Below are 24,212 nucleotides of genomic sequence, written 5' to 3' on the forward strand. Positions count from 1 at the left end.
GTCTTGCGGCTCAGGCTTCGTCGGCCTGGACCGCCTCGTCAGACGCTTTGCTTTCGGCGCCGACTTTCTGGCGCGCCTGGCGTCGTTCGGGGCCCTTGTAAGTGCCGCTGTCCGGATTGGCGCGACGCCGGTCCGGACCGAAATAATTCTTGTTGCGGATAAAGGGGCGAGGCTCATTGATCACCGAGGCGATCTTGGAGAACATTTCCTTCGCCGTGACAGGCTTGCAGCAGAATTCCGTGACCCCGGCATCGCGGGCCAGCATCACCTTGGATTTCTCCGAATAGGCGCTCAGCATGATGATCGGCACGAGCGGATTCGGACTGTCATCGGCCGTGCGGACCAGGCGCACGAAATCGAGACCGTCCAGAATTTCCATCTGATAATCGGTGATGATGATATCAACGGAGTCGGACCGGACCAGATCGAACGCATCGGCCGGGTCCTTGGACTCGAAAATCTGCTTGATTCCAAACCCGTGCAGAATGGTGCGCAGGATGGTCAGCATATAGCCGTTATCGTCGACGATCAGTACTCGCACGCGGCTGAAATCTGCGGCCATGGCTGCCTACCTCAACGCCTCACGCGGCGCGCGAGGCCTTCTTTTTCATATCCTTGAGCGAGCTTAGCGGCACAGGCTTACCGAAATAGTAACCCTGACCGTAAGTCGCACCAAAAGTTTTCAATGCCTTTGCCTGGGCCTCGGTCTCGATCATTTCGGCGACCGTGGCGGCACCCACACTGCGGCAGATATTGATCATGCCTTTCAACAGTGTCGCATCACGTTTCGACTGCTCGAAGCGTTTGATGTAGGAGCCATCAATCTTGACCACATCGGCCGGGAAGTCGCGCAGATAGTGGAAGCCTGCAGCGCCGGCGCCGAAATCGTCCAGGCAGACGGCGTGGCCGCGCTCTCGGATTTTCTGGATGATCGCATTGGCGGCCTTGATATTGGTGACCGTCGCGGTCTCGGTCAGTTCGAAGCTGAGCCGTTTGCGGTCAATTTTCAGATCGGCCAGCTGGGCAAGGAAGCGCTTGCCCCAGGCCATGTTTGTCAGCGACTTGCCCGAGAGGTTCACGGCGAGGGATGGCCGGTCGTAATCATCGCGCAGGAAGTTGGCGGCAATATCGACCATGGCGGTATCGATCTCGTAGATCAGCCCGGTACTCTCCGCGAAGCCAACACTGTCCTGGACCGGAGCCCCGCCGGGCAGACGCAGCAAAAGCTCATAGTGACGGATTTCGCCGGTCGCCAGATCGACCACAGGCTGGGCGTGGGGTTCGATTACCCGTCCGGCGATCGTGGTCCGCAATTCAGCCATGCGGCGCTCATTCTCGCGCATCATGAGTTCGGCGGTTTCCTGCAGGCTGACAATGTCCAGAACCCGGTCACACTGGGCCGCTTCATTCACAGCGTAGAGGAAGGCCTGAACCGCCACGCCCGGTTCGATGTTCGGGGCGTCGCAGACCGAATCGATCTGGACGGTCGCCGTCCCCAGGCCGGCCTCGGCGAGGGTCGCTTCGATCTCTGTCTTGATAAGGTCAAGCTCGGCCGAGCGGGCATGAATGAGCGCTGTGCGTTCCGCATCGACCTGGCGGGCGACCCCGTCATCGCCAACAGCGAGGGCGCAGGATGCGGCGACGGATTGCTGAACAGCCGCCGCGCGGGCCGGGCCGATCAGACGTTCCAGCGAATCCTCGGTGACGACGCGCAGGACCGACATGGCCATGTCGATCCCGGCAGACCGGGCTTTCTCGATGGCCTGTTCGGCGGCACGTTCAAAGGCTTCCGGCTCGAGCTCGGCCGGGGCATGAATGGCTTCGTAGGACAGGCTCCAGCGAATGCGTTCATCATCGCCCAGCATCCAGCCGGACAGGCGGCATTCGCGACCGGCGACGGAAATCCGGACCGGTCCGAGCCGGCGACCGGGCTTGAGCCTGTGCATGATGGCCTGAAAGACGGGGCGCGAGGTGCGGTCAAATCGCTTGGCGAGATCTTCGCCGCTTCCGGTCAATGCCGGCTCGCCGAGTGCCGCAACCGCACCCGCGGCATAGGTGACGCAACCCGCAGGGTCTGTTTCGACGAGGATGTCCGCCGAGGCAAAGGCGAAGGAGAGAAAGCGGTTGCGTTGTTCGACCAGCGACATCGGTAGTCCAATCGTTTGCACAGACCCCAAGTCTTGCCCGGCAATCGTTAGAACGCCCTTAAAATTCTAGGGAGTTCAGGCAGCCCGCGACTCGGCGCGGCCATCGCGCTTGGCAGGCTTTGTGTTGACGTCCTTCAGCACGCTCTCGGCCCGATGCGAAAGCTCGGCGAGGACGGGCGGCAATTCACCATCTTCGCCGGCCAGGGCGGCGAGCTGCTCGGCAATCTCAAGCAGGCGCGGCGCGTTGGCGAGCAGGCGGGCCTGGGCCTCGATGCGGTGCGGGTTTCGGTCATACTCTGCGGCCGGCACGCGCCAGCCGCCCCAATCCATCGCCTCGGTGACAACCACAGGGAAGGTGCCCGGAAAGGGGTGTCCGGCACAGTCCTCAATGGACTGCCACTTGTTCTTCGCGCGCAATACGCGCCAGTGGCCGGCCTCGACTTGATCGGCCTGTTCCGCGGAGAGTTCTTCAGCGGTGAAGTCGCGTCCCAGCCCGCAATCATAGGCGACGCGGATCGGCTCCTCGACATCCTTCACCCAATGCGGCTTGACCTGTTCGACCAGCGCCCAGGTGCCAACCGGTCCGACGAAGACCCGCTGATGCTTGTGAAAGACTGCCTTGGCCATGTGTGCTTCTCCCTCGCCGCCCTTACACAATCATGGCGGCGTTTAAACCGCGTGAACGGAACAGGTTGGATTTGAGCGATCGACTGTTCGGGCATGCGTGCTGCGTTGCGGCAGACGCCCTCACACGCTATGTCGCCCGTCATGAATGCAATCATGCCTTTCTCCCGTCGCTTCTCCGTGGCGCCGATGATGGACTGGACCGACCGGCATTGTCGGGCTTTCCACCGGGTCCTGTCGCGCAACGCGCTCCTTTACACGGAGATGGCGGTCGACAAGGCGATAATTCATGGCGACGCTGACCGCCTGATCGGTTTCAACGCGTCGGAACATCCGGTTGCCATCCAGCTGGGCGGGTCCGAGCCGGTCGATCTCGCTGCGGCGGCCAGGGCTGCCGAAGCCTTCGGGTATTGTGAAATCAACCTCAATGTTGGCTGCCCGTCCGACCGGGTCCAGTCCGGCCGTTTCGGGGCCTGTTTGATGCGCGAGCCGGAACTGGTCGCCGATTGTGTCTCGGCGATGCGCGAAGCGGTGACCGTCCCGGTGACCGTGAAATGCCGGATCGGCGTTGACGACCAGGAGCCGGAAGAGGCGCTTTTTGCCCTGGTCGACACGGTCGCGGCGCGCGGCGTGACGAGCTTTGCCGTGCACGCCCGCAAGGCCTGGCTGAAAGGTCTGAGCCCGAAGGAAAACCGTTCCGTGCCGCCGCTCGATTATGATCTGGTGCGTCGGCTCAAGGCCGAGCGCCCGGCGCTGGAAATCATCCTCAATGGCGGGTTGGCTGATCTGGAGCACGCCAAGGCCGAAACCGGCGCGCTGGATGGCGCCATGATCGGCCGCGCCGCCTACCACACGCCCTGGATCCTGGCCCGCGTCGACTCACAGATTTTCGGCGAGGCCGATCCGGTGGCAACGCGGTCGCAGGCGCTGGCAGCCTACCGCCCCTATATCGCCGCGCATCTGGAAGCCGGCGGACGCCTGCAGGACATCACCCGTCATATGCTCGGTCTCTATGCCGGCGAACCGGGCGCGCGCCAATGGCGACGCATCCTGTCGGAAAAGGCACCGCGCAGCGGTGCCGGTCTCGACGTGCTCGATGAAGCCCAGGCGGCCGTTTCACCGCGAGACGAGGCTGCCTGAATGACCGATATCTGGATTCTGGTCCTGGCCATGGCCGCCACGGGCGCCTTTGCCGGGCTGATTGCCGGCCTGTTCGGCATTGGCGGCGGCATGGTCATGGTCCCGGCCATGTTCTACGCCTTTCAATTCCTCGGCTATGACGACCCGCGCATCATGCAGGTCGCGGTCGGAACATCGCTGGCCGTGATCATCGCCACCTCGCTGCGCTCGGTCTCGGCGCATGCCAAGCGCGGCGCCGTTGATTTCGCCGTGCTCAAGGCCTGGGGACCCTGGATCGTGATCGGCACGCTGGTCGGCTCTGTGATCGCCCATCTCCTGCCGGGCAATTTCCTGACCGGCCTGTTCGGCGCCATGGCCATCCTGTTGTCGGCGCAATTCTTCTTTGGCCGCCCGGACTGGCGGCTTGCTGACGAGATGCCCGGCGGACCGCTTCGCTGGGGTCTGGGCGGCGGGATCGGCATTCTGTCGGCCCTGATGGGAATCGGCGGCGGTGTGCTGGGCGTTACCCTGATGACCCTGTGCGGCAAGGCGATCCATCGGGCTGTGGCGACCGCCGCCGGCTTCGGAGTCGCGATCGGCCTGCCGGGCGCGATCGGTTTTGTGGTCACGGGCTGGGGCCAGGACGCGGTTCCGTGGTCGCTGGGTTATGTGAACTTGCCCGGATTTGCCCTGCTGGCCGGCTCGGCCTTCTTCGTCGCCCCGCTCGGTGCAAGACTGGCGCATTCCCTGCCGGAACGGACGCTCAAGCGCTGCTTCGCGGTCGGGCTCGTCGTGGTCGGTGTCATGCTGGTCCGCGAAGCCTGGCTGGTCAGCGCGGCCAGCTGATCTAGGGTCGCAGGATCAATTGATCGCGGCGCATCTCCACCGCGTCAAACTCGCCCAGAACCGACATGCCGAGCAGGGACCGCTCGCCGCCGCTCATCACCAGGGCCTGATGGTTCTCGAAAGTGCGCCCGGGCAGGATCAGCGCCGGTATGGTGACCAGCGCGGCCATCGACGGTCCGGCGGCGGTCGAGGTGCGGATGTTGAAGTCCAGCGTCTCGGTGCGGATGCCAATCCGGCGCGCATCGTCCAGGGTCAGCGCGACACCGGTTGCACCGGTGTCGATCAGGAAATGGACCGGCGCGCCATTGATTTCGCTATCGATATAGAAATGGCCGTCGAAATGCCGTTCCAGCACCAGCGATCCGTCCGCCATTTGCACGCCATTGCCACCTGCCAGCGGACGCGTATCGCCTTCCATCACTGCCACGCCCCAGACGCGCTGGTGTTCCCAGGCGGTGTAGTCGCGATCAAGAATGGCGACCCCGCCAGCGGCGACGCTGATTGAGAGCCAGGCCAGGAGATTGCGATGGCGGGCGCCGTCCGGCGCCACCGCGGACCCCAAAAGGGCCAGGGCGAGCAGGCCGAGGGGCACCGCGATATAGACGGTCCGCAACATTGGATCGACATCGGACCAGAGCGGCCAGCTGATCAGGCGCAGTCCGATCAGGGCGATGCCCAGGGCCAGGGCAGGCAGGGCGATACGGATGATGATGGCGCGCATGGTCTCTATTCCTGCCGGACGGGCTTGGCCGCCTTGTACGCCGTTTCGCGCTCGGGCAGGGCGGCCATGATAGCCGCGCGTTCGTCATCATTGTAGCGCGTCCAGCGTCCCAACTCCTCCATCGTGCGGAAGCAACCGACGCATAATTGCGCTGTCGGATCAACGAAGCAGACCTGCACGCAAGGCGTCTTGATGGGCGGATTGATGGGCGTCGACGTCATGCGCTGCAGCATTTCGCGGGCGAGGCGTTGAGGCAAGTGCTTGCAGCGGCTGGGGTGGGCGGAATAAGGTCCCGCTTTCACCGGCGGGGACTTCCATGGACGATCTTTTGCTGCAGGGCCGCAGCTTTGCGGGCCTGTTCCTTCTCGCCGGCATCGCCTGGCTGCTAGGGCCGCGCAAACGCTTTCCGGTCATCCTGCTGGGCGGCGCGATTGGCTTGCAGCTGGTCATCGCCACCTTGCTTTACACCGTCGCGCCGTTTCGGGCCTTCCTGCAATCGCTGACCGGTGTCGTCGCGGTGCTGCAGGAAGTGACCAATGAGGGCGCGCAATTCGTCTTCGGCTATCTCGCTGGCGGCACCATGCCCTTCGAGATCAACCCCGACGCGGCGGGGGGAACCTTCCTGTTCGCCTTCCAGGCCCTGCCCATGGTCATTGTCCTCTCGGCCCTGTCGGCCCTGTTGTGGCGCTGGCGCGTCCTGGAAGTCCTGGTCCGGGCTTTTGCCTGGGCCTTCCAGCGCCTCTTGAACCTCTCCGGTTCGGCCAGTCTCGGCGCCGCTGCCAATATCTTCCTCGGCATGACGGAGAGCCCGGTCCTCATCCGGCCCCGCCTGCCTGACATGAGCCGGTCCGACCTCTTCCTGATCATGACGGTCGGCTTCTCCACCGTCGCCGGCTCGGTGATGGCGCTTTATGTCTCCCAGCTCTCCGGGGTGATCGACGGCGCGGCTGGCCACATTTTCACCGCCTCGCTGATCTCGGTGCCCGCCGCCGTCCTCCTGTCGCGTTTGATGATGCCCGCCGAGGCGATGACGCCCGAGGCCGAGGCCAAGGAGAAGGTGCCGACCCAGATCTACCACTCCTCCATGGACGCGTTGACCACCGGCGTGTCGGACGGGATGCGACTCTATTTCAACATCATCTTCATGCTGCTGGTCTTCACCGCGCTCGTCGCCCTGTTGAACGTCGTGCTGGGTCTTTTCCCGGACGTGTTCGGGACCAGCCTGTCAGTCGAGCGCATCCTGGGCTGGCTCTTCGCGCCCATTGTCTGGCTCGCCGGTATTCCCTGGTCGGAAGCGACCCAGGCCGGGTCCCTGATGGGCCTCAAGACCGCGCTCAACGAGGTCTACGCCTATGACCGCCTGTCCCAGATGGGCGCTGAGCTGACCCCGCGCACCAGCCTGATCATGACCTATGCCCTGTGCGGCTTTGCCAACTTCTCCAGCGTCGGCATTCTCACTGGCGGCCTGGTTGCGATTGCGCCCTCACGGCGCGAAGACATCCTCCAGCTGGCGCCCAAGGCGCTGATCTCCGGCACGCTGGCAACGCTGATGACGGGTGCGGCGATCGGCGTGCTGCCGCAGGGGTTGTTCGGGTAGGTGGGGTACGCGCACGGCGCGCATAGCCCAATTCACCCTCACCATTTCTCCCGGCCGGAACCCCGCGAAAGCGGGGCGGAGAGCCGGGACCGACACGACTATCCGCCCGGTGATGAGCCTCCCGTTGGTCCCGGATGGCGCTGCGCGCCTCCGGGAAAAATGGGGGGCGGCCACCAGGGAAAATGGGGGGGCGGCGACCGGGATTAGGGGGTAGCTCGGAGTGGGCCTAATCCCCCCGCGCCGGCCAGAGCCGGCTGCGCAACCAGCCCACCGTCGAGTTTCCGGCGAGGGACTGCCGGTAGGCCGTATCCATGAACCGGTCCAGACCCTCCACGTCGGCGAACAGGTCGGAGCGGGTCTTCATCGGGGCGTCGGGATCTATGCGCTTTATGACCTTTGCCGGATTGCCGGCGACGATGGTCCAGGGCTCGACGTCCTTGGTGACCACCGAGCGGGCGCCGACGACGGAATGGTCGCCAATGGTCACACCCTTGCCGACAAAGGCGCCATCACCGATCCAGACATTGCGGCCCAGCTTGACCGGTTTGAAGTCCGGCTGCGGGTCGACCCGGTCGTGGATGGAGTGCCAGTCGCAATCAGTGATCGTGACCTTGTTGGCGATCAGGGCGGCGTCGCCGATCTCGATCTGCCCGGCGGCCAGGATACGTGTGCCGGGGGCCAGGAAGACGTGATCGCCGAGGCTGATCCGCCCGGCCTGGGTCTGCGGTGACCAGACGGTGAGGCGGACCGGATCATGCGTGTTGGCGATGACATGGAGATGGTCGCCGGCGGTGATATTGGGGCCGAAGACCTCGACCGCCCAGGGCAGGACGATCTTGGGCGCGCGGCCGATCTCGGCGAAGTGCGGGGCCAGGAAATGGCCGGCCCAGGCATTCTCGAACTGCTCCCAGAAACGGTGCATCCAATAGGGGCGGTGATCGCGGCGCATGGGGTGTCCCGTCTGGTTGGCGGCTGTGTCTGCAACTTGCCGCACGGCGCGGCGGAGGCAAAGCTTTCACCTGCATGAGACAAGACGGGGCCCGCCCTGTCTCGTCGGCGAAACAGGCGGCAGGCCGGAGGGATTGATGAGTTTGAGCGTGTCCATGGATGCGGCAGCCGTCGCTGCCTATCTCGACGAGGTCTTCCCGCAATGGAATCAGGGCGGGATCAAGTTCGGGATCGAACGGATCGACCCCGGTCGCGCCATTGTCAGTGCCGAGGCCCAGGCCGCGCATCTGCGACCGGGCGGAACCGTGTCGGGTCCGACCCTTTTCACCCTGGCCGACTTTGCCGCCTATGCCGTCATTCTCGGTCATGTCGGCAGGCAGGCGCTGGCGGTGACGACCAATCTCAACATCAACTTCCTGCGCAAGGCGCCTCCCGGGCCGGTGACCGGGCATTGCCGGCTGCTGAAACTGGGGTCGCGACTGGCAGTCACCGATTGTGATATCACCGCCGGCGGCTCGGACGACTTGATTGCCCAGGCCAGCGCGACCTATTCCTTGCCGCCCAAGACCAGCTGAGGCTTGATCCCGATGACCGACACGCCTGAAACCGACCCGACCGGCCCTGATCCGATCGAGGATATTATCCTGTCGCTGGTCGCGGCCGCACCAGAGAACCGCTCGATCTCGCCCGCCGATGTCGCCAAGGCCGTCGATCCCGAGCGCTTCAATCGCAAATTCGGTCATGTCCGCCAGGCCGCCATTCGCCTCGCCAAGGCTGGCAAGGTGACCATTCTGCGCAAGGGCAAGCCGGTCGAGGATCCGGAGACTTTCAAGGGTGTCTGGCGGATTGGCCGCGCCTGATCTCCACGCGCTTCTCGCGGATATCCGTGCCTGCCGGGTCTGCGCCGAGGCCATGCCGCATGAACCGCGCCCGGTCATTCAGGCCCATCCGGATGCCCGGATTCTTCTGGTCGGCCAGGCTCCGGGGACACGAGTCCACGCCTCGGGCAAGCCTTTCACCGACCCGTCCGGGGACCGGCTGCGCGACTGGCTGCAGATCGATGCGGCGGATTTCTACGACCCGGCCAAGCTCGCCATTGTCCCGATGGGCTTTTGCTTCCCGGGTCTGGACGCCAGGGGCGGCGATCTGCCGCCGCGCCGGGAATGTGCTCCATTGTGGCAGAGACGCGTGCGCGAGAGCCTGCCCAATATTCGACTGACCTTGCTGGTTGGCCAGTATGCCCAGCGCTTCTGGCTGGGTTCGCAGGCGCACAAGACGCTGACCGAAACCGTGCGTCACGCGGCCGGATTCGGGCCTGATTTTCTACCACTCCCCCATCCCTCATGGCGGAATAGTGGTTGGTTGCGCAAAAACCCCTGGTTTGGGGAAATAATTCTCCCGATGTTGCGGTGCCGCATAAAAGAATTGTTACCGTGACCACGTTTCGGGGTGTTTTCGAGCGCTTGTGTGTTGCCCTCTGAAAGGGTATTCCGGCGCCCGAAATCGCGGCTCCGCAAGCGGCGGCCGTATCAGCTGAACAAAAGGGTTTGCTGCCTATGAGCGTTCTCGAGCATCCGTCTTTCGACAATCACGAGAGAATTCTTTTCGCGACCGACGAAGTCACCGGCCTGAAAGCCATCATCGGTGTCCACTCCACGGTCAGCGGTCCCGCCTGCGGTGGCTGCCGCATGTGGACCTATCCCAATTCGGAGGCTGCGCTCCAGGACGTGCTGCGCCTGTCCCAGGGGATGAGCTACAAGAATATCATGGCCGATCTGCCGATCGGCGGCGGCAAGTCCGTCATCATGAAGCCGGAAGGGTCCTTTGACCGTCGCGCCCTGTTCGAGGCCTTTGGCCGGGCCGTGGCCAGCCTCAATGGCCTGTACATCACGGCCGAGGATGTCGGCGTCAGCCCGGACGACATGATGGCCGTGCGCGCCTCGACCGAGCATGTCGTCGGCCTGCCGGAAGGCAAGGACGCGTCCGGTGACCCGTCGCCGGTGACCGCCGAGGGCGTGTTCCGCGGCATGAAAGTCTGCGTCGAGCGCGGTCTGGGCAAGTCGGACATGTCCGGCGTCAAGGTCGCCATCCAGGGCGCGGCCGGCCATGTCGGTGCCTATCTGGCCGGCCATCTGGCCAAGGCGGGTGCCGAGCTTTTCATCACCGATATCAACCAGGACGGTCTCGAGCGTCTCAAGGCCGAGCATGGTGCCACCATTGTCGGTCTCGATGACATTTATGGGCTCGATGTCGATGTCTTCGCACCCTGTGCACTAGGCTCGGTGATCAATCCGGACACGATTGACCGCATCAAGGCGAAGATCATCGCCGGCGCCGCCAACAACCAGCTCGCCACGCGCGAAATGGGCGCTGAAATTCTCAAGCGTGGCAAGGTCTACGCGCCGGACTATGTCCTCAATGCCGGCGGCATCATCAATGTGATGGGCGAGATCGCCGGCGACTTCAATCCGGAATGGGTCCAGGGCAAGCTGGTCGGTCTCGAGAACACGCTGGGCGAGATCCTCGACCAGTCCGAGAGCGAAGGGCGCCCCTCCAACCTCATCGCCGACGAGATCGCCCGTCAGCGCATCGAGGAAAAGCGTGCCGCCAAGCTGGGCAAGGCCGCTTAAGTCACACTGTATGACGCTTACACTGAAGCGCCCCTGCCGGAAGGTGGGGGCGTTTTGCTGTTTGGGGGAGACGTTCAGCTTGTCATCCTGGCCGGATGGCCGGCGTAGGCTGGCCACAGAGCGGAGACCTGACTGGTCGCACATTTAGGTCCCTGATCTCCGCCCGGCTCGGGGTCGGGTGTGTGTCGGGGGTGAGAAAAAGGGGGGCGCGCGCAACGCGCGGAAAACTCCTTACATGTCTTGCCAGCCAGCGGGCCGTATCCGGGTTTTCAGGTCAAGGGCGCGTGCGCGCCGCTTCGCGGTTCCACCCTTGAGCTGAAAACCCGGATACGGCGAACTCCCGGCATGCCGTGTAAGGCGCGGCCTGCGCGGCGCGCTCTCCGATACCCACCCATTGTCACCGTCACCCCCCGGCTTGCCCGGGGGACGTCAACTCACTCATGGACGGGGTCGCGCATGCTGTCCTGGTCGAACGCCGAGTCTTAGCCGGGCCGAATGCGGGTCACTTGTGAGAGATGGGCTGTGATGCGCTTCACCTTCGCAAGCATTTCCAATTCTCCGATCAGAAAACCGCCGCCTGATTTCCTGTACCGGGCGCGACCGCCACTCATCGCTTGACCCGACTCCGCTGATGCGGCCTGCTGGCGCGCGTGTGCCGGACGGACGTTCGCGCCTCGCCTTGCCCTGACACCAAAGGATCGATCACGTGGAAGCCCTGACCGCTCTCCTCTCCGACCTGCCCTTGTGGGGCCGACTGCTGGCTTTTGCCGGAATGGCGGTCGCGGCCCATGGCCTGGTACTGGCGATCCGCGTGATGGCTAATCTGGTGATCGCGGTGCGGACCGAGCGCAAGCACGCCAAGCTGCGCTCGGTGACTTCGATGGCCGCCAGCGCTCTGATCTTCACGATCTACTTCGTGATCGTCGGCTTCATCCTGCACGAGCTGGGCGTGTCACTGACCGCCTATCTGGCCAGCGCCTCGGTGATCGGCCTGGCGATCGGTTTCGGCTCTCAGGGCGTGGTCCAGGACGTCGTCAACGGTGTCACCTTCATCTTCTCCGACCTTCTGGACATCGGCGATCTGGTCGAGATTTCCGGTCAGACCGGGATCGTCAAGGCGATCTCCATGCGCTTTGTGGAGCTGGAGAACGCGCTGGGGGCCAGTGTCTTCATTCCCAATCGCACGATCACCAATGTGATCAATTATCCGCGCGGCTATATCCGCTGCATCGTCGATGTGACGCTGACCGGTGACCCGGCCGAGCGCGATACCGCGGAAGAGACGGCGACCACGCTGATGCATGGCTTCTACGAGCAGTTTCCCGGCATCTTCCTGTCGCGGCCGTCCAATGTCGGGCGGACGCGCCTGTCTTCCGGGCGCGAATTCGTCCGGATCAAGTTCCGGATCTGGCCCGGTCGCGCCCAGCCGATCGAGACGATTTATCGCGAGGAAGTCGTCGCCGCCTTCGTCGGCAAGGACTGCGATTACAAGTCGTGGATGGTTGCGGTCAGCTTTGAGGTCGAGGACCGTCCGGAAGCTGTGCGGCCGCGCCTGAATATCGTCTGGCCGGGCGGCAACTAGCGACGGGTTGCGGCAGCGGCGCGGCTAGAAGGCGATCACGGTGGCGCCGAAGGCAACGGCTATGCTGGTGACCAGGCCGAGGGCCGGGGCCCAGATCGGGGCGCGAAAGGCATCGTCGCGACTGGGCTGGCCGCGCATCCGCAAGGCCAGCAAGGCCGCATTTACCAGTGCAAAGACGAGAAGGGTCACAGTCGAAGCGAGGATTGCCAATTGGCCGAGAACGCCGGACAGGACGAGGGTCGCGACCAGCAAGGCCGCCACACCGGTAGCGATGAAGGGCGTGTTTCGTTTTGGGTGGATGGTCCCGAACGCGCGTGGCGCGAGCCCGCGTTTTGACAGGCCATAGAGCACCCGCGCTGCCATGATGATCTGAACCAGCGCACCATTGACCATGGCCAGAAGCGCGACATAGGCGATCGCCGCGCCGGACCGCCCCGTGGCCTGTTCGAACAGCGCCGCCAGCGGGCCATCGGCCTGTGCCAGCATGTCTGGCGACATGGTGCGGACCGCGACCCAGGCGACCGCAAAGTAGAACAGGGCCGAGACCGTCAGCGTGACCAGAATGGCGAGGGGCAGGGTGTGGCGCGGCCGTTTGACCTCCTCGGCCATGTTGGCGATGTCCTCGAAGCCGATAAAGGCAAAGAAGGCCATCACGCTGGCCGCGAACAGCCCGGTCCAGGGGATGGCGATGTCCGGGATGATCGGCGCCGGGGCGGCGATGGCTCCGGGAGCGGCCACAAAGATGATCACCAAAAGACCGAGCGCCTCGACGATGGTGACCGCCCCGGCGACCCAGATCGATTCCTTGACCCCCCAGATCGCGATCAGGCTCAGCATGGCCAGGGCGCTGATCATTGAAACCCAGGTCGGGATGTTGGCCAGCTCGCTGACATAGCCGGCAAAGCCGTGCAAGACGACCGCAGCCGACGTCGCCCCGGACAGGGTCACGCCATATCCGGCGATCGCGGTCAGTACGCGGCGGTCGAAGGCACGGCTGACATAGGCGGCTTCCCCGGCGCTTTCCGGATAGCGCGACCCCAGTTCTGCATAGGACAGGGCGGTGAGCCCGGCGAGGGCGCCGGCGAGCAGGAAGGCCAGCGGCGTATAGACACCAGCCACGCCCGCCATCTCGCCGACCAGCGCATATATGCCGGCGCCGAGGGTGACACCCAGCCCGTACAATACCAGTTCGATCGGGCCGATGACTCGCTTGAGCTTCGCCATGTGGCGCAGCCTACACCAGTTTCACGCAGATGCGGGGCGCAATTCGGGGCGGAACCGCAATCGCTTCGAAACCGGGGGCAGGGGCGTCGCGGTCAAGCCGGGACAACCCGCACATAGGTCGGATCAAGAGTGACGCTGACCCGGTCTCCCTCGGTAATGGGCGAGGGCGAGGGCGTCTGGGCCGTCCATTCCCCGGCGCCGCTGTGGAAGCGGTGGGTCAGGTGTGGGCCAGTCGAGCGGCGGCGGGTGACGGTGAAAACGCCATCGGCGTCGAGGCTTAGGCTCAGGGCGCGGGGACGGATCAGCACCGAGACCGGCTGGCCATCGTCAAACCCGTTCGCATCGACAGGACCGAAGGGTGTCTCGGCCTGGCCGGCCGTGACGCGCGCCTCGATGATCTCGACATCCCCCAGCAGCTTGGCCGCCGTGGCGCTGACCGGGCTCATCCAGACATCATCCGGCGCGCCGGTCTGGATGATCAGGCCGCCATCCATCAGGGCCAATTCGTCGGCGACGGCCATGGCTTCCTCGGCATCATGGGTGACGATCAGGGCGGTCGTGCCGGCCGCGCGGAGTGTGTCGACCGTGCGTTCACGAAGCTCGCCGCGCAGGCGCCGGTCGAGGCCGGAGAAGGGTTCGTCCAACAGCACGACTGTCGGCTCTGGCGCCAGGGCGCGGGCCAGGGCCACGCGCTGCTGCTCGCCGCCCGAGAGCTCGTGCGGATAGGCCTTGGCCCGGTGGCCCAGTTCCGCCGCGTCGAGCTGCGCCAGGGCGCGGGCATTCTTGTCCGGACCGGTGAGCCCGAAGGCGACATTGGCCAGGGCGGTCATGTGCGGGAAGAGGGCGTAATCCTGGAAGACCATGCCGACCCGGCGGGCTTCCGGCGGGATATGGGTGGTGGCATCATTCCAGACCGTATCGCCGAGGCGGATCGATCCGGCCTCCAGGCGTTCCAGTCCGGCGATGGCGCGAAGGAGGGTCGACTTGCCGCTGCCCGACGGGCCGAGCAGGGCGGTGATGCGCCCGGCCTGCAGGTCGAGATCAGCCCCCGCCAATGCGGCATGATCGGCGCGGTAGCGACGCTCCGCCCCGCGAATGCTCAACACTGTGCGCGTGTCCGCCATGCGGCGTCCCCCCGGGGCGTTCTGGCTATCGATCCTGTCTCGATAGGTAGCGGGCCACGAAGATCATGGGAAGCAGGGCGACCAGCGGAATGAGGAGTGAGGGCAGGGCCGCTTCTCCCAGACGCTCATCGCTGGCGAAGTTGTGGGCGATGATGGCCAGGGTGTCATAGTTGAACGGGCGCAGGATCATGGTCGCCGGCAATTCCTTGAGCACTTCGACAAAAACGAGGAGCCCGGCCGAGGTCACCCCGGCGACGATCAGTGGCCAGTGAATGTGCCAGACGCGCTGGCCGCGGCTCGCGCCCAGCGTCCGCGCGGCACCATCCAGCGAGGGGGTGACACGTGTCAGCGCGGTTTCGGCCGGACTGATGGCGGCGGCGGCAAAGCGCGAGAGATAGGCAAAGACCAGCGCCGCCCCCGTGCCGGTCAGCAGGATGGGGAAGACCTCCCCGGTGATGGCCCGCCAGGCCGGGTCGAGCAGGGATTGGGTGCCGGAAAGAATGGCGATCACGCCAACGGCGGCGACAGCGCCGGGGACGGCATAGCCCAGACCGGCAGCCCGGGCGGCCAGGGTCGCGATGGCCGTATGGCTGCGCAGGGCATAGGCGGTGGCGAGGCCCAGCGCGGCGGCGATCAGCGCCGTGATCGCGGCCAGGGTCAGCGAATGCCAGCTGGCCGCGGCGAGGCCGGGCGCGGTCTCGGTATGGGCAGCCAGCCAGATCAGGCGGCCGAGCGGGATCAGCATGCCGAGGGCCAGTGGCAGCAGGCAGGCGCCCAGGGCGCCGAGCGTCTGCACGCCGTTCAGATGGATGCGCGGCGAGGGCTTGTGACGGCCAGCGGCATTGATGCTGCGCGCGCGGCGGCGCTGGGCCCGTTCCAGGCCGAAGACCAGCATGGCGATGAAGACGAGGACGAGGGAGAGGCGGGCAGCGTCGACCAGCGATCCAGCCCCGCTCCAGGCGCGTATCAGGCCGATCGACAGGGTCGGCGCGCCGAGATGCGAGACCGTGCCGTAATCGGCCAGGCTTTCCATCACCACCAGCGCCAGACCGGCGGCAATCGCCGGGCGTGCCATGGGCAGGGAGGTGCGCCAGAAGGCGGTCAGCGGACCAGCCCCAAGTGTGCGGGCGGCGTTATAGGCGTCTGCGGACTGGCTGGAAAAAGTGTTGCGGGCCAGCAGGTAGACATAGGGATATAGGACGAGGGCAAACATCAGCCCCGCTCCCCAGCTGCCGCGAATGGTCGGGAAGAGACCGCCGCTCGCAGCGTGCAACGGCCCGCCGGCGGCGCTGAGATCGAGCCACGCATAGGCGGCGACATAGGCCGGTACGGCGAGGGGCAGGATCAGGATCCAGCCCAGTGTGCGGCGACCAATGAAGTCGGTCCGCGCCATCAGCCAGCCGAGTCCGGTACCGATCAGCCCGGCACCGCCGGCGGCGATCAGGCCAACCAGCGCCGAGGTCGCGATATAGGTGGGCAGGCGTGTGCCGGCGAGATGGCGCAGATAATCACCGGTCTCGCCGGACAGGCCGATCCACATCACAGCCAGGATCGGCGCCGCGCACAGGGTCGCGGCGAGGATGGCCAGGCTGGTGGCGCGCCCGGGCAGGATCCGGCCCGGGCTCCTGAAGGCAGTCGCCAGGCGCACGCCTACTGCCAGCCGACCCGATCAAAGATGCGCTGGGCCGTCTCATTGTGATCGCCCAGATCGGAGACATTCAGATTGTCTTCGTTGAAGGGCAGCATCGCCGCGAGGGTCGGGTTTTCCCAGCTGACATCGGTGCGGACCGGGATTTCATTGGTCATCTCGGCAAAGGCGCGCTGGGCCGTGTCGGAGAAGAAATACGCGATCAGGGCGCGGGCATTGTCCGCGTTCGGCGCGTTCACGGCGATGCCGGCACCGGACACGTTCACATGGGCGCCGGTCGTGTCCTGATTGGGGAAGAAGAGCGTCACCTGCGCGGCGGCAGCCTGGGCGGCCGGGTCGTCGGAATTGACCATCATCGCGTAGTAATAATGGTTGGTGATGGCGACATCGCACTCGCCGGCAGCAATGCCGTTGATCTGGGTACGGTCACCGCCTTGCGGGTCGCGCGCCATGTTGTCGACGATGGCCTGGGCCCAGGCCTGCGCGCCCTCTTCGCCGAGATGGGCGACCAGGGAAGCCAGAAGGGACTGGTTATAGGCATTGCCGCTGCCACGGACGCAGATACGGCCCTGCCATTGCGGATCGGCGAGGTCCTCATAGGACGTGATTTCGCCGGGCTGGACGCGCGTGTTCGACCAGGCAATCACGCGGGAGCGTTTGGCGAAGCTGACCCAATAGCCTTCCGGGTCGACCAGATTGGCCGGGACCGAGCCGGTCAGGTCGGAGAAATCGGTCTGCGCGAACAGGCCGGCCTCCTCGGCGCGGTGCAGGCGGGCGGCGTCGACGGTGATGATGACATCGGCCGGGCTGCGCTCGCCATCGGCGCGCACGCGCTCGATCAGCTGGTCGCCATTGGCCGAGACGAGATTGACCTCGATACCGGTCTCTTCGGTGAAGGCGGCATAAATCGCGGCGTCGCTGGAATAGTGGCGGGCGCTGTAGACATTGACGACTTGCGCGGTCTCGCTGACCTCATCGGCCGGCTGGGAACAGGCTGCAACAGCGAGGCTGGCAGCAAATGCGAGGAGTTTCACCGATTTCATGGCTCACCTGTTAAGACTGACTTGCAATACCTCTCCCATCTCTGAGAATGTTTCGCAAGAAGTCCGTGCAGGAATTTGCTGCGCCATGGCGCCGCAGGCAGGGTTGCGCGGAATGGGGCAGGGAGATTCGCGAGGAATCAACGCGCATGTTCGCGGTCTTCATCGGTCCGGTGGGGCGGGGAAGATTGGAAATGGTGGGCGATACTGGGATTGAACCAGTGACCCCCTCGGTGTGAACGAGGTGCTCTCCCGCTGAGCTAATCGCCCGGGTGTTTCCGGAAAGCGACCGTATAAGCAGGCACTTCGGACGGGTCAACTACGCGAGGAAGTTGAAGTGCAGATGACACTTGCGGCGCATGCGACAACTTGCCACACCTTCCTACTCTCGTCATATGCGCCTGCTCCCTATATCAGCCTCCACCAAGCTGGAATTCGGCCGCAGTGGCCGGTCCCGTCAATCACCCGATTGGACGCAATTCCCGGCCGAGGACAGCTTCGGTCGAGCAGGAGGTTTTGTTCATGAGTAATGATCTGTGCACGCCCGACGGTGCGCGTCGTCTCAAAGCGCGTATTGAAGCCTATTGGGCCGAGCGCGGCTATGATGTTTCCGTGGATCTCGTGGAAGCCGGCTTCATGCCCGCCATGCGCTCCGCCCGCACGGATGTGCGCTCCAACCTCGTCAACGGTATGCCGACCCGCGCTGCCAATGACGCCGGTCGCGAGCGCCGCACGGCCTGATCTCAGGTCTTCGCTCGCCACAGCTCGGCGAGCGCCAGCGGTACATCGCTGAATGAATGAATGACCCGGTCGGCTCCCAAGGAGTCGGCCGGTCTTTCACTATAGCCATAACTCATCACAATACTGGGCAGGCCCGCCGCGGCTGCCGAGGCGACATCCGGTTCGCTGTCCCCGACCAGGGCGGCGCGCGCATAACCGCCGCCAAGTGATTCCAGCAAATGATCCGGCGCCGGCTTCTTGGCCGTTGTGCGATCCGGTCCGATGATCCGGTCGAAATATCCCGCCAGACCCGTTTCAGCCATCAGGGCGTCCGACAGGACGGAGGGCTTGTTGGTGCAGACCGACAAGCGGCTGCCGCGCGTGCGCAGCCAATCCAGCGTCGCTTCCACGCCGTCGAAAACCTGACTGTGGGCGCAAATATCGGCGGCATAGATGTCGATGAATTCCGCGACCGCGGCATCGGCGCCTTCAAGCGTGCGGCCCTGGCTGTCATGGGCCCGTTCGAGCAGGGCGCGCGCCCCGCGCCCGACCATGGCGCGGACCGCGCTCAATTCCACCGCCACAAGACCACGCGGGATGATGACCGCATTCAGGGCGCGCAGCAGGTCTGGTGCCGTGTCGACCAGCGTGCCGTCGAGGTCAAAGGCGATCGCGGCGCCGTCAAACAGGTCGGCATCTTCAAGGTCGGGCATGATTTCAGGCCTTTGAGCGTTGAAAGCAGGAGAAGCTAGGTTACGCACGCCGGAGCGATAGGCTATAGCGCCTGACAGGTCGAAACCGACGAATCCCGGAACAAGGAAGTCGCCATGTCCCGAACCCGCGCCGCCATCATCCTCGCTGCCGGTCAAGGCAAACGGATGAAGTCCAAGACGGTGAAAGTGCTTCATCCGGTCGGGGGACGCCCCATGCTGGACTGGGCTGTGGCTCTGGCCGGCGATTGCGGCGCCGGTGATGTCGTCACCGTCTATGGCGCGCATTCACCGGCGGTGAAGGATGCGGCTGAAGCTTTGGGGACACGAACGGCGTTGCAGGACCCGCCCAAGGGTACCGGCCACGCGGTGCAGGCCGCGCGCGAGGCGCTGGCCGATCTCGGCGGCGACGCCATTGTCCTTTATGCCGACACGCCCCTGATTACCGCGGCCACGGTGGGCCGTGTCTTCGAGGCGCTTGAAGCCGGCGCGTCGGTGGCGGTGCTCGGATTCGAGCCGGCGGACCCGGCAGCCTATGGGCGCCTGATCACGAATGAGGCCGGTGATCTGGACCGGATTGTCGAGTTCAAGGACGCCAATGAGACCGAGCGTGCCGTCGGCCTTGTCAATTCCGGCGTTTTGGCCGCGCCGGCCGAGCTACTCTTCGATCTGCTGGACGAGGTCACCAATGACAACGCCAATGGCGAGTATTATCTGACCGATGTGGTCGGCCTGGCCCGTGATCGCGGTCTGAGAGCTGCCGTCGTCATCGCCGATGGTGATGAGGTGCTTGGGGTGAATTCACGCGCCGACCTTGCGGCCGCCGAGGCGGCCTTCCAGGCGTGCATGCGCACGCAGATGATGGCGGACGGGGTGACCCTTGTTGCGCCGGAGACGGTCTTCTTCGCACATGATACGCAGATCGCCCGCGATGTCGTCATCGAGCCCAATGTCGTCTTTGGCCCTGGTGTGGTGATCGAGGAGGATGCGGTCATTCACGCGCACTCCCATATAGAGGGAGCGCATGTGGGCCGCGGCGCCCATGCCGGACCTTTCGCCCGCCTGCGTCCCGGAGCCCAGCTGGGAGCGGGCTCCAGGGTCGGGAATTTCGTCGAGATCAAGAAATCGCAGCTCGCCGAGGGCGCAAAAGTCTCTCACCTTACCTATATCGGCGATGCGTCGGTTGGCGCGAACGCGAATATCGGGGCCGGGACCATTACCTGCAATTACGACGGATATGACAAACATCGCACCGTGATCGGCGCCAATGCCTTCATCGGGTCGAATACCTGTCTGGTCGCGCCCGTCAGCGTCGGTGAGGGCGCTTTCACGGCGACCGGAACCATTGTCACCAGTGACGTGCCCGCGGACGCGCTGTGCCTGGCGCGGACCCCGCAATCCCACAAGTCCGGCTGGGCGGCGCGCTTCCACGCCGCCAAACAGGCCCGGAAATCCAGAAAGGACAGCCAGAAATGAGTGTGACGGACCGCCTGAGCGACAAAAGCCTGTTTCGCACCGAAAGCTTCATCGATGGCCAGTGGGTCAAGGGCGAGGGCGGAGATGATGTCCTCAACCCGGCCAATAACGACGTCATCGCGACGATCGGTGATGTCGGTGAAGCCGGAGCCCGCCAGGCCGTGGCCGCAGCGACCCGCGCCTTCGAGAGCTGGAAGAAACGCTCGGCCTTTGAACGCGCCGCACTCCTGATGAAGTGGCACCAGCTGATCATGGAGAACGCTCAGGACCTGGCCGTTCTGATCACGCTGGAAATGGGCAAGGTCAACAAGGAAGCCCAGGGTGAAGTGGTTTATGGCGCCTCCTTCATCGAATGGTCGGCCGAGGAAGCCAAGCGCGTGCATGGCGAGACGCTGTCGACACCCTTCCCGGGGTCTCGCGGCTGGACCATCCGCCAGCCGATCGGTGTGGTCGGTTGCATCACGCCGTGGAATTTCCCGAATGCCATGATCACCCGAAAATGCGCCCCAGCCCTGGCCGCGGGCTGTACCATGGTGATCAAGCCGGCGCCGGAAACCCCGCTCTCCGCCCTGGCGCTCGCAGAGCTGGCCAAGCGGGCCGGCATTCCCGACGGCGTGTTCAATGTTGTCTGTGGTGACGCCCCGGCGATTGGCGGCGTGCTGACCAGTTCGGACGATGTCCGCATGATCGGCTTCACCGGTTCGACCGCTGTCGGCAAATTGCTGATGAAACAGGCCGCCTCGACCGTGAAGCGGGTCGCCCTCGAATTGGGCGGCAATGCGCCTTTCATCGTCATGGATGACGCTGATATCGAGACGGCTGCAGACGGCGTGATCGCCTCGAAATTCCGGGTTTCCGGTCAAACCTGCGTCTCGGCCAATCGCATCATTGCTCAGCCCGCCATCGCCGACAAACTGGTCGCCGCGCTGGAAGCCCGCATTTCCAGGCTCAAGGCCGGTGACGGTTTCGCAGCGGGTACGGATGTCGGTCCGCTCATTCACATGGAAGCGGTGAGCCGTGTCGACAAGCTGGTGGTGCAGGCGCGCGAAGCCGGTGCCCGCATCGTAACTGGCGGCAAGCCTCTGACCGATGAACTCGGGGGCTCCTTCTACGCGCCGACCCTGATCGATGGCGGTGACCCGTCCATGGATGTGTCCTGTTCGGAGATATTCGGACCGGTCGCCTCGGTCTATCGGGCGGAGAGCGAAGCCGACATCATCAGGCTCGCCAATGACACGCCCTTTGGCCTGGCCGCCTATATCTACACAAACGACATCGGTCGCGTGCATCGCCTGACCGAAGGCATTGAGTACGGCATGATCGGCGTCAATGCGCCGATGGTCGGTGCCGCCTCGACGCCCTTCGGCGGAGTCAAGGAAAGCGGGATCGGACGCGAAGGCGGCAAATGGGGTGTCGAGGAGTTCACCGAACTCAAATACGTCCTCCTCGGCGGCGTTGACCAATGAGTGCCGAACGCCAGAAGGCACGGGCCGCCGCCGCCGCGCTCGCCTATGTCGAGAACGGCATGACGCTGGGGCTCGGCTCGGGTTCGACCGCGGAGATTTTCCTGCGCCTGCTCGGCGAGAAGGTGAAGGATGGGCTCTCGGTGCGTGGTGTTCCGACCTCGCAGCGGACCGCTGAAGTCGCGACCGAAAACGGTGTTCCGCTGATTGATGTCGATCATGTCGATCACATCGCGATCACGATTGACGGTGCCGATGAAGTCGATGGCCGTTTCCAGCTGATCAAGGGCGGCGGGGCCTGCCTGTTGCGCGAGAAGATCATTGCCCATGCCTCCGACCTGATGATCGTCATGGTCGACGAGACGAAGCTGGTCTCGACACTGGGCAAGTTCCCGTTGCCGATTGAGGTTGACCGCTTCGGCTTCTCGCTGACGGCGGGCCACGTCTACGACGCCTTGCGCAAGGCCGGCGTTGCGGCGCCGGACGTCCAGTTGCGCCGCAAGGGCGACGGGCTGGAGCCGCTGGTCACCGATGGCGGTCATTACATTCTTGACGCGTCCTGCGAAGCGATCCCGGATGCCCGGCTCGTGGATCAGGCATTGAAAGCCATTCCGGGCATGGTCGAGCATGGCCTGTTCATTGATCTGGCCCGTGTGGTCATCGTCGGGGAGGACGGTGATGCGCGGGTGATGGAATTGTAGGGGGATCCCATGAAAATTTTGCAGACGACTATTCTCGCTGTGTCGATGTTCGCGCTGGCGAGTGGGGGCGGAGCGGCGCAGTCGCGGGGCGATGAGGTCGCCGTGGCAACTGAAGTGCTCGAGCTGACCGGCGAGGTTGACCTGGCGATGCTCGCCATCGCGGACATGATGCCGTTGATCGAGGGCAATATCCGCGCGGTCTATCCGTCTCTGAGCGCGCGTCAATACATACTTATTTCAGGGGTTTACGAGGAAGAATTCCGCAATGCCCGGGATGAGTTTGCGGCGGGCATGATCGATGCCTATGTCGAGAGCTTCTCTTACGAGGACCTTGTCGGGCTTCGGGATTTCTATCTGACCGATCTTGGGCAGCGCTATACCGAGGCGCTCCCGGGGCTTCAGGAAAGTGCCGCCGATGCCGGCGAACTGGTTGGTTTCCGTGTGGAACAACGCGCCTCGCCGCGTGTCCGCGCGATCATCATTGGTGAGGAAAGCGAGGACAAATGACCCAGTACGACTACGATCTCTTCGTCATAGGCGCCGGTTCCGGCGGCGTGCGTGCAGCGCGTATGGCCAAGCAGTACGGCGCTGCCCGTGTCGCGGTTGCCGAGGAGTATCGGGTCGGCGGGACCTGCGTGATCCGGGGCTGCGTGCCCAAGAAACTACTGGTCTATGCCAGCGAGTTCGCCAAGACCTTCAAACTGGCCGAGAGCTATGGCTGGTCGGTCGGCGAGACGTCGTTCAGCTGGGAAAAACTGATCAATGCCAAGGATGCCGAGATTGATCGGCTATCCGGTATCTACATGCGCAATCTCAACAATTCCGGCGTCGAAATCATCGAGGACCGGGCCGTGTTCGAGGATGCGCACACGATCCGGCTGGTGAAGTCGGGCCGGACGGTCACCGCTGACAAGATCCTGATCGCGGTTGGCGGCACCCCCTATGTGCCGGAGATCGACGGCGCCGAGCTGGGCATATCCTCGAATGAGGCCTTCCATCTGGAAGACTTGCCCAAGCAGGTCGTCATCGCTGGCGGTGGCTATATCGCCTGTGAGTTCGCGCAGATCTTTGCCGGCATGGGGGCAGATGTCTGTCAGGTCTATCGCGGTGATACCGTTCTGCGCGGCTTTGATGATGATGTACGCAGTCATGTTCATGAAGAGCTTGTGCGCTCGGGCGTGCGTGTGGTCACGCATTCCGTGTTCGAGCGTATCGAAGCGCTCGACGATGGCCGCAAGCGTGTCCATCTCGATACCGGCCATCATATCGATACCGATGTCGTCATGTATGCCATCGGCCGAAATCCGCATGTCGACGGGCTTGGTCTCGACAAGGCCGGCGTGGCGCTCGACCCCAGGGGAGCGGTCAAGGTCGACGCCTTCTCGAAGACCACGGCGGACAATGTCTATGCCGTGGGCGATGTCACCAACCGGGTCAATCTGACCCCGGTCGCCATCCGTGAGGGGGCGGCCTTTGCAGCGACGGTGTTCGACGGCAAGCCGACCGCCTATGATCACGAAGACATTGCGTCAGCTGTGTTTACACAGCCGCCTGTTGGTTCTGTCGGTCTCTCGGAGGCTGATGCGCGCAAAAAATTTGCACAGGTTGATATTTACAAGACGTCGTTCCGACCTATGAAATTGTCGCTGACGTCCGAAGCCTCGCGGATGTTGATGAAACTCGTCGTCGACGGGGAGACAGAGCGAGTGCTGGGTGTGCATATTGTCGGGCCGGATGCGCCTGAAATGATCCAGCTGGCCGGGATCGCCGTGAAGGCGGGCCTGACCAAGGATCAGTATGATGCGGCGTGTGCCGTGCATCCGACCAGTGCGGAAGAGTTGGTGACCATGAAAGAAAAGTGGACACCACCGGAGTTGAAAGCAGCAGAGTAA

Annotated in this window: 25 protein-coding genes and 1 tRNA gene; 14 read left to right on the top strand and 12 right to left on the bottom strand. The window is 64.3% G+C overall.

What is annotated here, in order from left to right:
* Window positions 1–10 precede the first annotated feature (10 nt).
* The 3 genes from JXQ94_RS04095 to JXQ94_RS04105 form a co-directional block, all read right to left on the bottom strand.
* Window positions 11–562 carry a response regulator gene (locus JXQ94_RS04095; RefSeq protein ID WP_421922533.1) on the bottom strand — a complete coding sequence of 184 codons (552 nt, stop codon included), beginning with the start codon at window positions 560–562 and terminating at the stop codon, window positions 11–13.
* Window positions 563–581: 19 nt separating this feature from the next.
* The gene (locus tag JXQ94_RS04100) at window positions 582–2,147 is read right to left on the bottom strand and encodes an EAL domain-containing protein (RefSeq protein ID WP_421922534.1); all 1,566 of its coding nucleotides are present in this window, start codon (window positions 2,145–2,147) and stop codon (window positions 582–584) included.
* Between the two features lie 75 nt (window positions 2,148–2,222).
* Window positions 2,223–2,774: a hypothetical protein gene (locus tag JXQ94_RS04105; protein WP_421922535.1), complete on the bottom strand. Its 552-nt coding sequence runs from the start codon at window positions 2,772–2,774 to the stop codon at window positions 2,223–2,225.
* A 141-nt stretch (window positions 2,775–2,915) separates the two neighbouring features.
* Here JXQ94_RS04105 and dusA point away from each other — a divergent pair, with 141 nt between their 5' ends.
* Both dusA and JXQ94_RS04115 read left to right on the top strand, forming a co-directional pair.
* Window positions 2,916–3,911, top strand: coding sequence for a tRNA dihydrouridine(20/20a) synthase DusA (gene dusA, locus JXQ94_RS04110; protein WP_421922536.1), 996 nt, complete (start codon window positions 2,916–2,918; stop codon window positions 3,909–3,911).
* Window positions 3,912–4,736: a sulfite exporter TauE/SafE family protein gene (locus JXQ94_RS04115; RefSeq protein WP_421922537.1), complete on the top strand. Its 825-nt coding sequence runs from the start codon at window positions 3,912–3,914 to the stop codon at window positions 4,734–4,736.
* Window position 4,737: 1 nt separating this feature from the next.
* On the opposite strand, the gene JXQ94_RS04120 is transcribed toward JXQ94_RS04115, so the two are convergent.
* Together JXQ94_RS04120 and JXQ94_RS04125 are read right to left on the bottom strand one after the other, a co-directional pair.
* Window positions 4,738–5,457, bottom strand: coding sequence for a retropepsin-like aspartic protease family protein (locus JXQ94_RS04120; protein WP_421922538.1), 720 nt, complete (start codon window positions 5,455–5,457; stop codon window positions 4,738–4,740).
* Between the two features lie 5 nt (window positions 5,458–5,462).
* Complete coding sequence (locus JXQ94_RS04125; protein WP_421922539.1) at window positions 5,463–5,678, bottom strand: DUF1289 domain-containing protein; 216 nt, start codon at window positions 5,676–5,678, stop codon at window positions 5,463–5,465.
* A gap of 95 nt (window positions 5,679–5,773) precedes the next feature.
* Here JXQ94_RS04125 and JXQ94_RS04130 point away from each other — a divergent pair, with 95 nt between their 5' ends.
* Window positions 5,774–7,054 carry a NupC/NupG family nucleoside CNT transporter gene (locus tag JXQ94_RS04130; protein WP_421922540.1) on the top strand — a complete coding sequence of 427 codons (1,281 nt, stop codon included), beginning with the start codon at window positions 5,774–5,776 and terminating at the stop codon, window positions 7,052–7,054.
* Window positions 7,055–7,280: 226 nt separating this feature from the next.
* Here JXQ94_RS04130 and JXQ94_RS04135 read toward each other — a convergent pair whose 3' ends face one another.
* Window positions 7,281–8,003 carry an acyltransferase gene (locus JXQ94_RS04135; RefSeq protein ID WP_421922541.1) on the bottom strand — a complete coding sequence of 241 codons (723 nt, stop codon included), beginning with the start codon at window positions 8,001–8,003 and terminating at the stop codon, window positions 7,281–7,283.
* A gap of 136 nt (window positions 8,004–8,139) precedes the next feature.
* Between JXQ94_RS04135 and JXQ94_RS04140 the strand changes: the two genes are divergently transcribed.
* The 5 genes from JXQ94_RS04140 to JXQ94_RS04160 all read left to right on the top strand — a co-directional run bounded on the left by JXQ94_RS04140 (window position 8,140) and on the right by JXQ94_RS04160 (window position 12,214).
* Complete coding sequence (locus JXQ94_RS04140) at window positions 8,140–8,577, top strand: PaaI family thioesterase (protein WP_421922542.1); 438 nt, start codon at window positions 8,140–8,142, stop codon at window positions 8,575–8,577.
* A gap of 12 nt (window positions 8,578–8,589) precedes the next feature.
* The gene (locus JXQ94_RS04145; RefSeq protein ID WP_421922543.1) at window positions 8,590–8,862 is read left to right on the top strand and encodes a DUF3253 domain-containing protein; all 273 of its coding nucleotides are present in this window, start codon (window positions 8,590–8,592) and stop codon (window positions 8,860–8,862) included.
* Window positions 8,849–9,439, top strand: coding sequence for a uracil-DNA glycosylase family protein (locus tag JXQ94_RS04150; protein WP_421922544.1), 591 nt, complete (start codon window positions 8,849–8,851; stop codon window positions 9,437–9,439). The genes JXQ94_RS04145 and JXQ94_RS04150 overlap by 14 nt, the downstream gene beginning before the upstream one ends.
* 119 nt (window positions 9,440–9,558) lie before the next feature.
* Window positions 9,559–10,632, top strand: coding sequence for a Leu/Phe/Val dehydrogenase (locus JXQ94_RS04155; protein ID WP_421922545.1), 1,074 nt, complete (start codon window positions 9,559–9,561; stop codon window positions 10,630–10,632).
* Window positions 10,633–11,338: 706 nt separating this feature from the next.
* The gene (locus JXQ94_RS04160; RefSeq protein ID WP_421922546.1) at window positions 11,339–12,214 is read left to right on the top strand and encodes a mechanosensitive ion channel family protein; all 876 of its coding nucleotides are present in this window, start codon (window positions 11,339–11,341) and stop codon (window positions 12,212–12,214) included.
* A 24-nt stretch (window positions 12,215–12,238) separates the two neighbouring features.
* Here the strand turns inward: JXQ94_RS04160 and JXQ94_RS04165 are convergent, their stop codons facing one another.
* The 5 genes from JXQ94_RS04165 to JXQ94_RS04185 form a co-directional block, all read right to left on the bottom strand.
* The gene (locus tag JXQ94_RS04165; protein ID WP_421922547.1) at window positions 12,239–13,438 is read right to left on the bottom strand and encodes an APC family permease; all 1,200 of its coding nucleotides are present in this window, start codon (window positions 13,436–13,438) and stop codon (window positions 12,239–12,241) included.
* A gap of 92 nt (window positions 13,439–13,530) precedes the next feature.
* Complete coding sequence (locus JXQ94_RS04170) at window positions 13,531–14,562, bottom strand: ABC transporter ATP-binding protein (protein ID WP_421922548.1); 1,032 nt, start codon at window positions 14,560–14,562, stop codon at window positions 13,531–13,533.
* A 25-nt stretch (window positions 14,563–14,587) separates the two neighbouring features.
* On the bottom strand, window positions 14,588–16,210 hold the full coding sequence (locus JXQ94_RS04175) for an ABC transporter permease (protein ID WP_421922549.1): 1,623 nt from the start codon (window positions 16,208–16,210) through the stop codon (window positions 14,588–14,590).
* A 2-nt stretch (window positions 16,211–16,212) separates the two neighbouring features.
* Window positions 16,213–17,253, bottom strand: a complete 1,041-nt coding sequence (locus JXQ94_RS04180; protein ID WP_421922550.1) for an extracellular solute-binding protein — start codon at window positions 17,251–17,253, stop codon at window positions 16,213–16,215.
* A 192-nt stretch (window positions 17,254–17,445) separates the two neighbouring features.
* Window positions 17,446–17,520: transfer RNA gene (locus tag JXQ94_RS04185), tRNA-Val, on the bottom strand.
* A 252-nt stretch (window positions 17,521–17,772) separates the two neighbouring features.
* On the opposite strand from JXQ94_RS04185, the gene JXQ94_RS04190 reads away from it, so the two are divergent.
* Complete coding sequence (locus tag JXQ94_RS04190) at window positions 17,773–17,991, top strand: phosphoglycolate phosphatase (protein ID WP_295695953.1); 219 nt, start codon at window positions 17,773–17,775, stop codon at window positions 17,989–17,991.
* A 2-nt stretch (window positions 17,992–17,993) separates the two neighbouring features.
* Here JXQ94_RS04190 and JXQ94_RS04195 read toward each other — a convergent pair whose 3' ends face one another.
* Entirely contained in the window at window positions 17,994–18,683 is a 690-nt protein-coding gene (locus JXQ94_RS04195; RefSeq protein ID WP_421922551.1) for an HAD hydrolase-like protein, read from the bottom strand.
* A gap of 114 nt (window positions 18,684–18,797) precedes the next feature.
* Here JXQ94_RS04195 and glmU point away from each other — a divergent pair, with 114 nt between their 5' ends.
* The 5 genes from glmU to gor are packed head-to-tail and all read left to right on the top strand — an operon-like array spanning window position 18,798 to window position 24,212.
* Window positions 18,798–20,156 carry a bifunctional UDP-N-acetylglucosamine diphosphorylase/glucosamine-1-phosphate N-acetyltransferase GlmU gene (gene glmU / locus JXQ94_RS04200; protein WP_421922552.1) on the top strand — a complete coding sequence of 453 codons (1,359 nt, stop codon included), beginning with the start codon at window positions 18,798–18,800 and terminating at the stop codon, window positions 20,154–20,156.
* A complete protein-coding gene (locus tag JXQ94_RS04205; RefSeq protein WP_421922553.1) occupies window positions 20,153–21,622 on the top strand; it encodes an NAD-dependent succinate-semialdehyde dehydrogenase in 1,470 nt (489 codons plus the stop codon). Before glmU ends, JXQ94_RS04205 begins: the two co-directional genes overlap by 4 nt.
* Entirely contained in the window at window positions 21,619–22,320 is a 702-nt protein-coding gene (rpiA, locus tag JXQ94_RS04210) for a ribose-5-phosphate isomerase RpiA (protein WP_421922554.1), read from the top strand. The genes JXQ94_RS04205 and rpiA overlap by 4 nt, the downstream gene beginning before the upstream one ends.
* 9 nt (window positions 22,321–22,329) lie before the next feature.
* Window positions 22,330–22,827: a DUF2059 domain-containing protein gene (locus JXQ94_RS04215; RefSeq protein ID WP_421922555.1), complete on the top strand. Its 498-nt coding sequence runs from the start codon at window positions 22,330–22,332 to the stop codon at window positions 22,825–22,827.
* Window positions 22,824–24,212 carry a glutathione-disulfide reductase gene (gor, locus tag JXQ94_RS04220; protein WP_421922556.1) on the top strand — a complete coding sequence of 463 codons (1,389 nt, stop codon included), beginning with the start codon at window positions 22,824–22,826 and terminating at the stop codon, window positions 24,210–24,212. The genes JXQ94_RS04215 and gor overlap by 4 nt, the downstream gene beginning before the upstream one ends.

This window comes from Maricaulis maris (genome assembly GCF_049116555.1).
In the GTDB taxonomy this organism is placed as follows: Bacteria; Pseudomonadota; Alphaproteobacteria; order Caulobacterales; family Maricaulaceae; genus Maricaulis; species Maricaulis maris_C.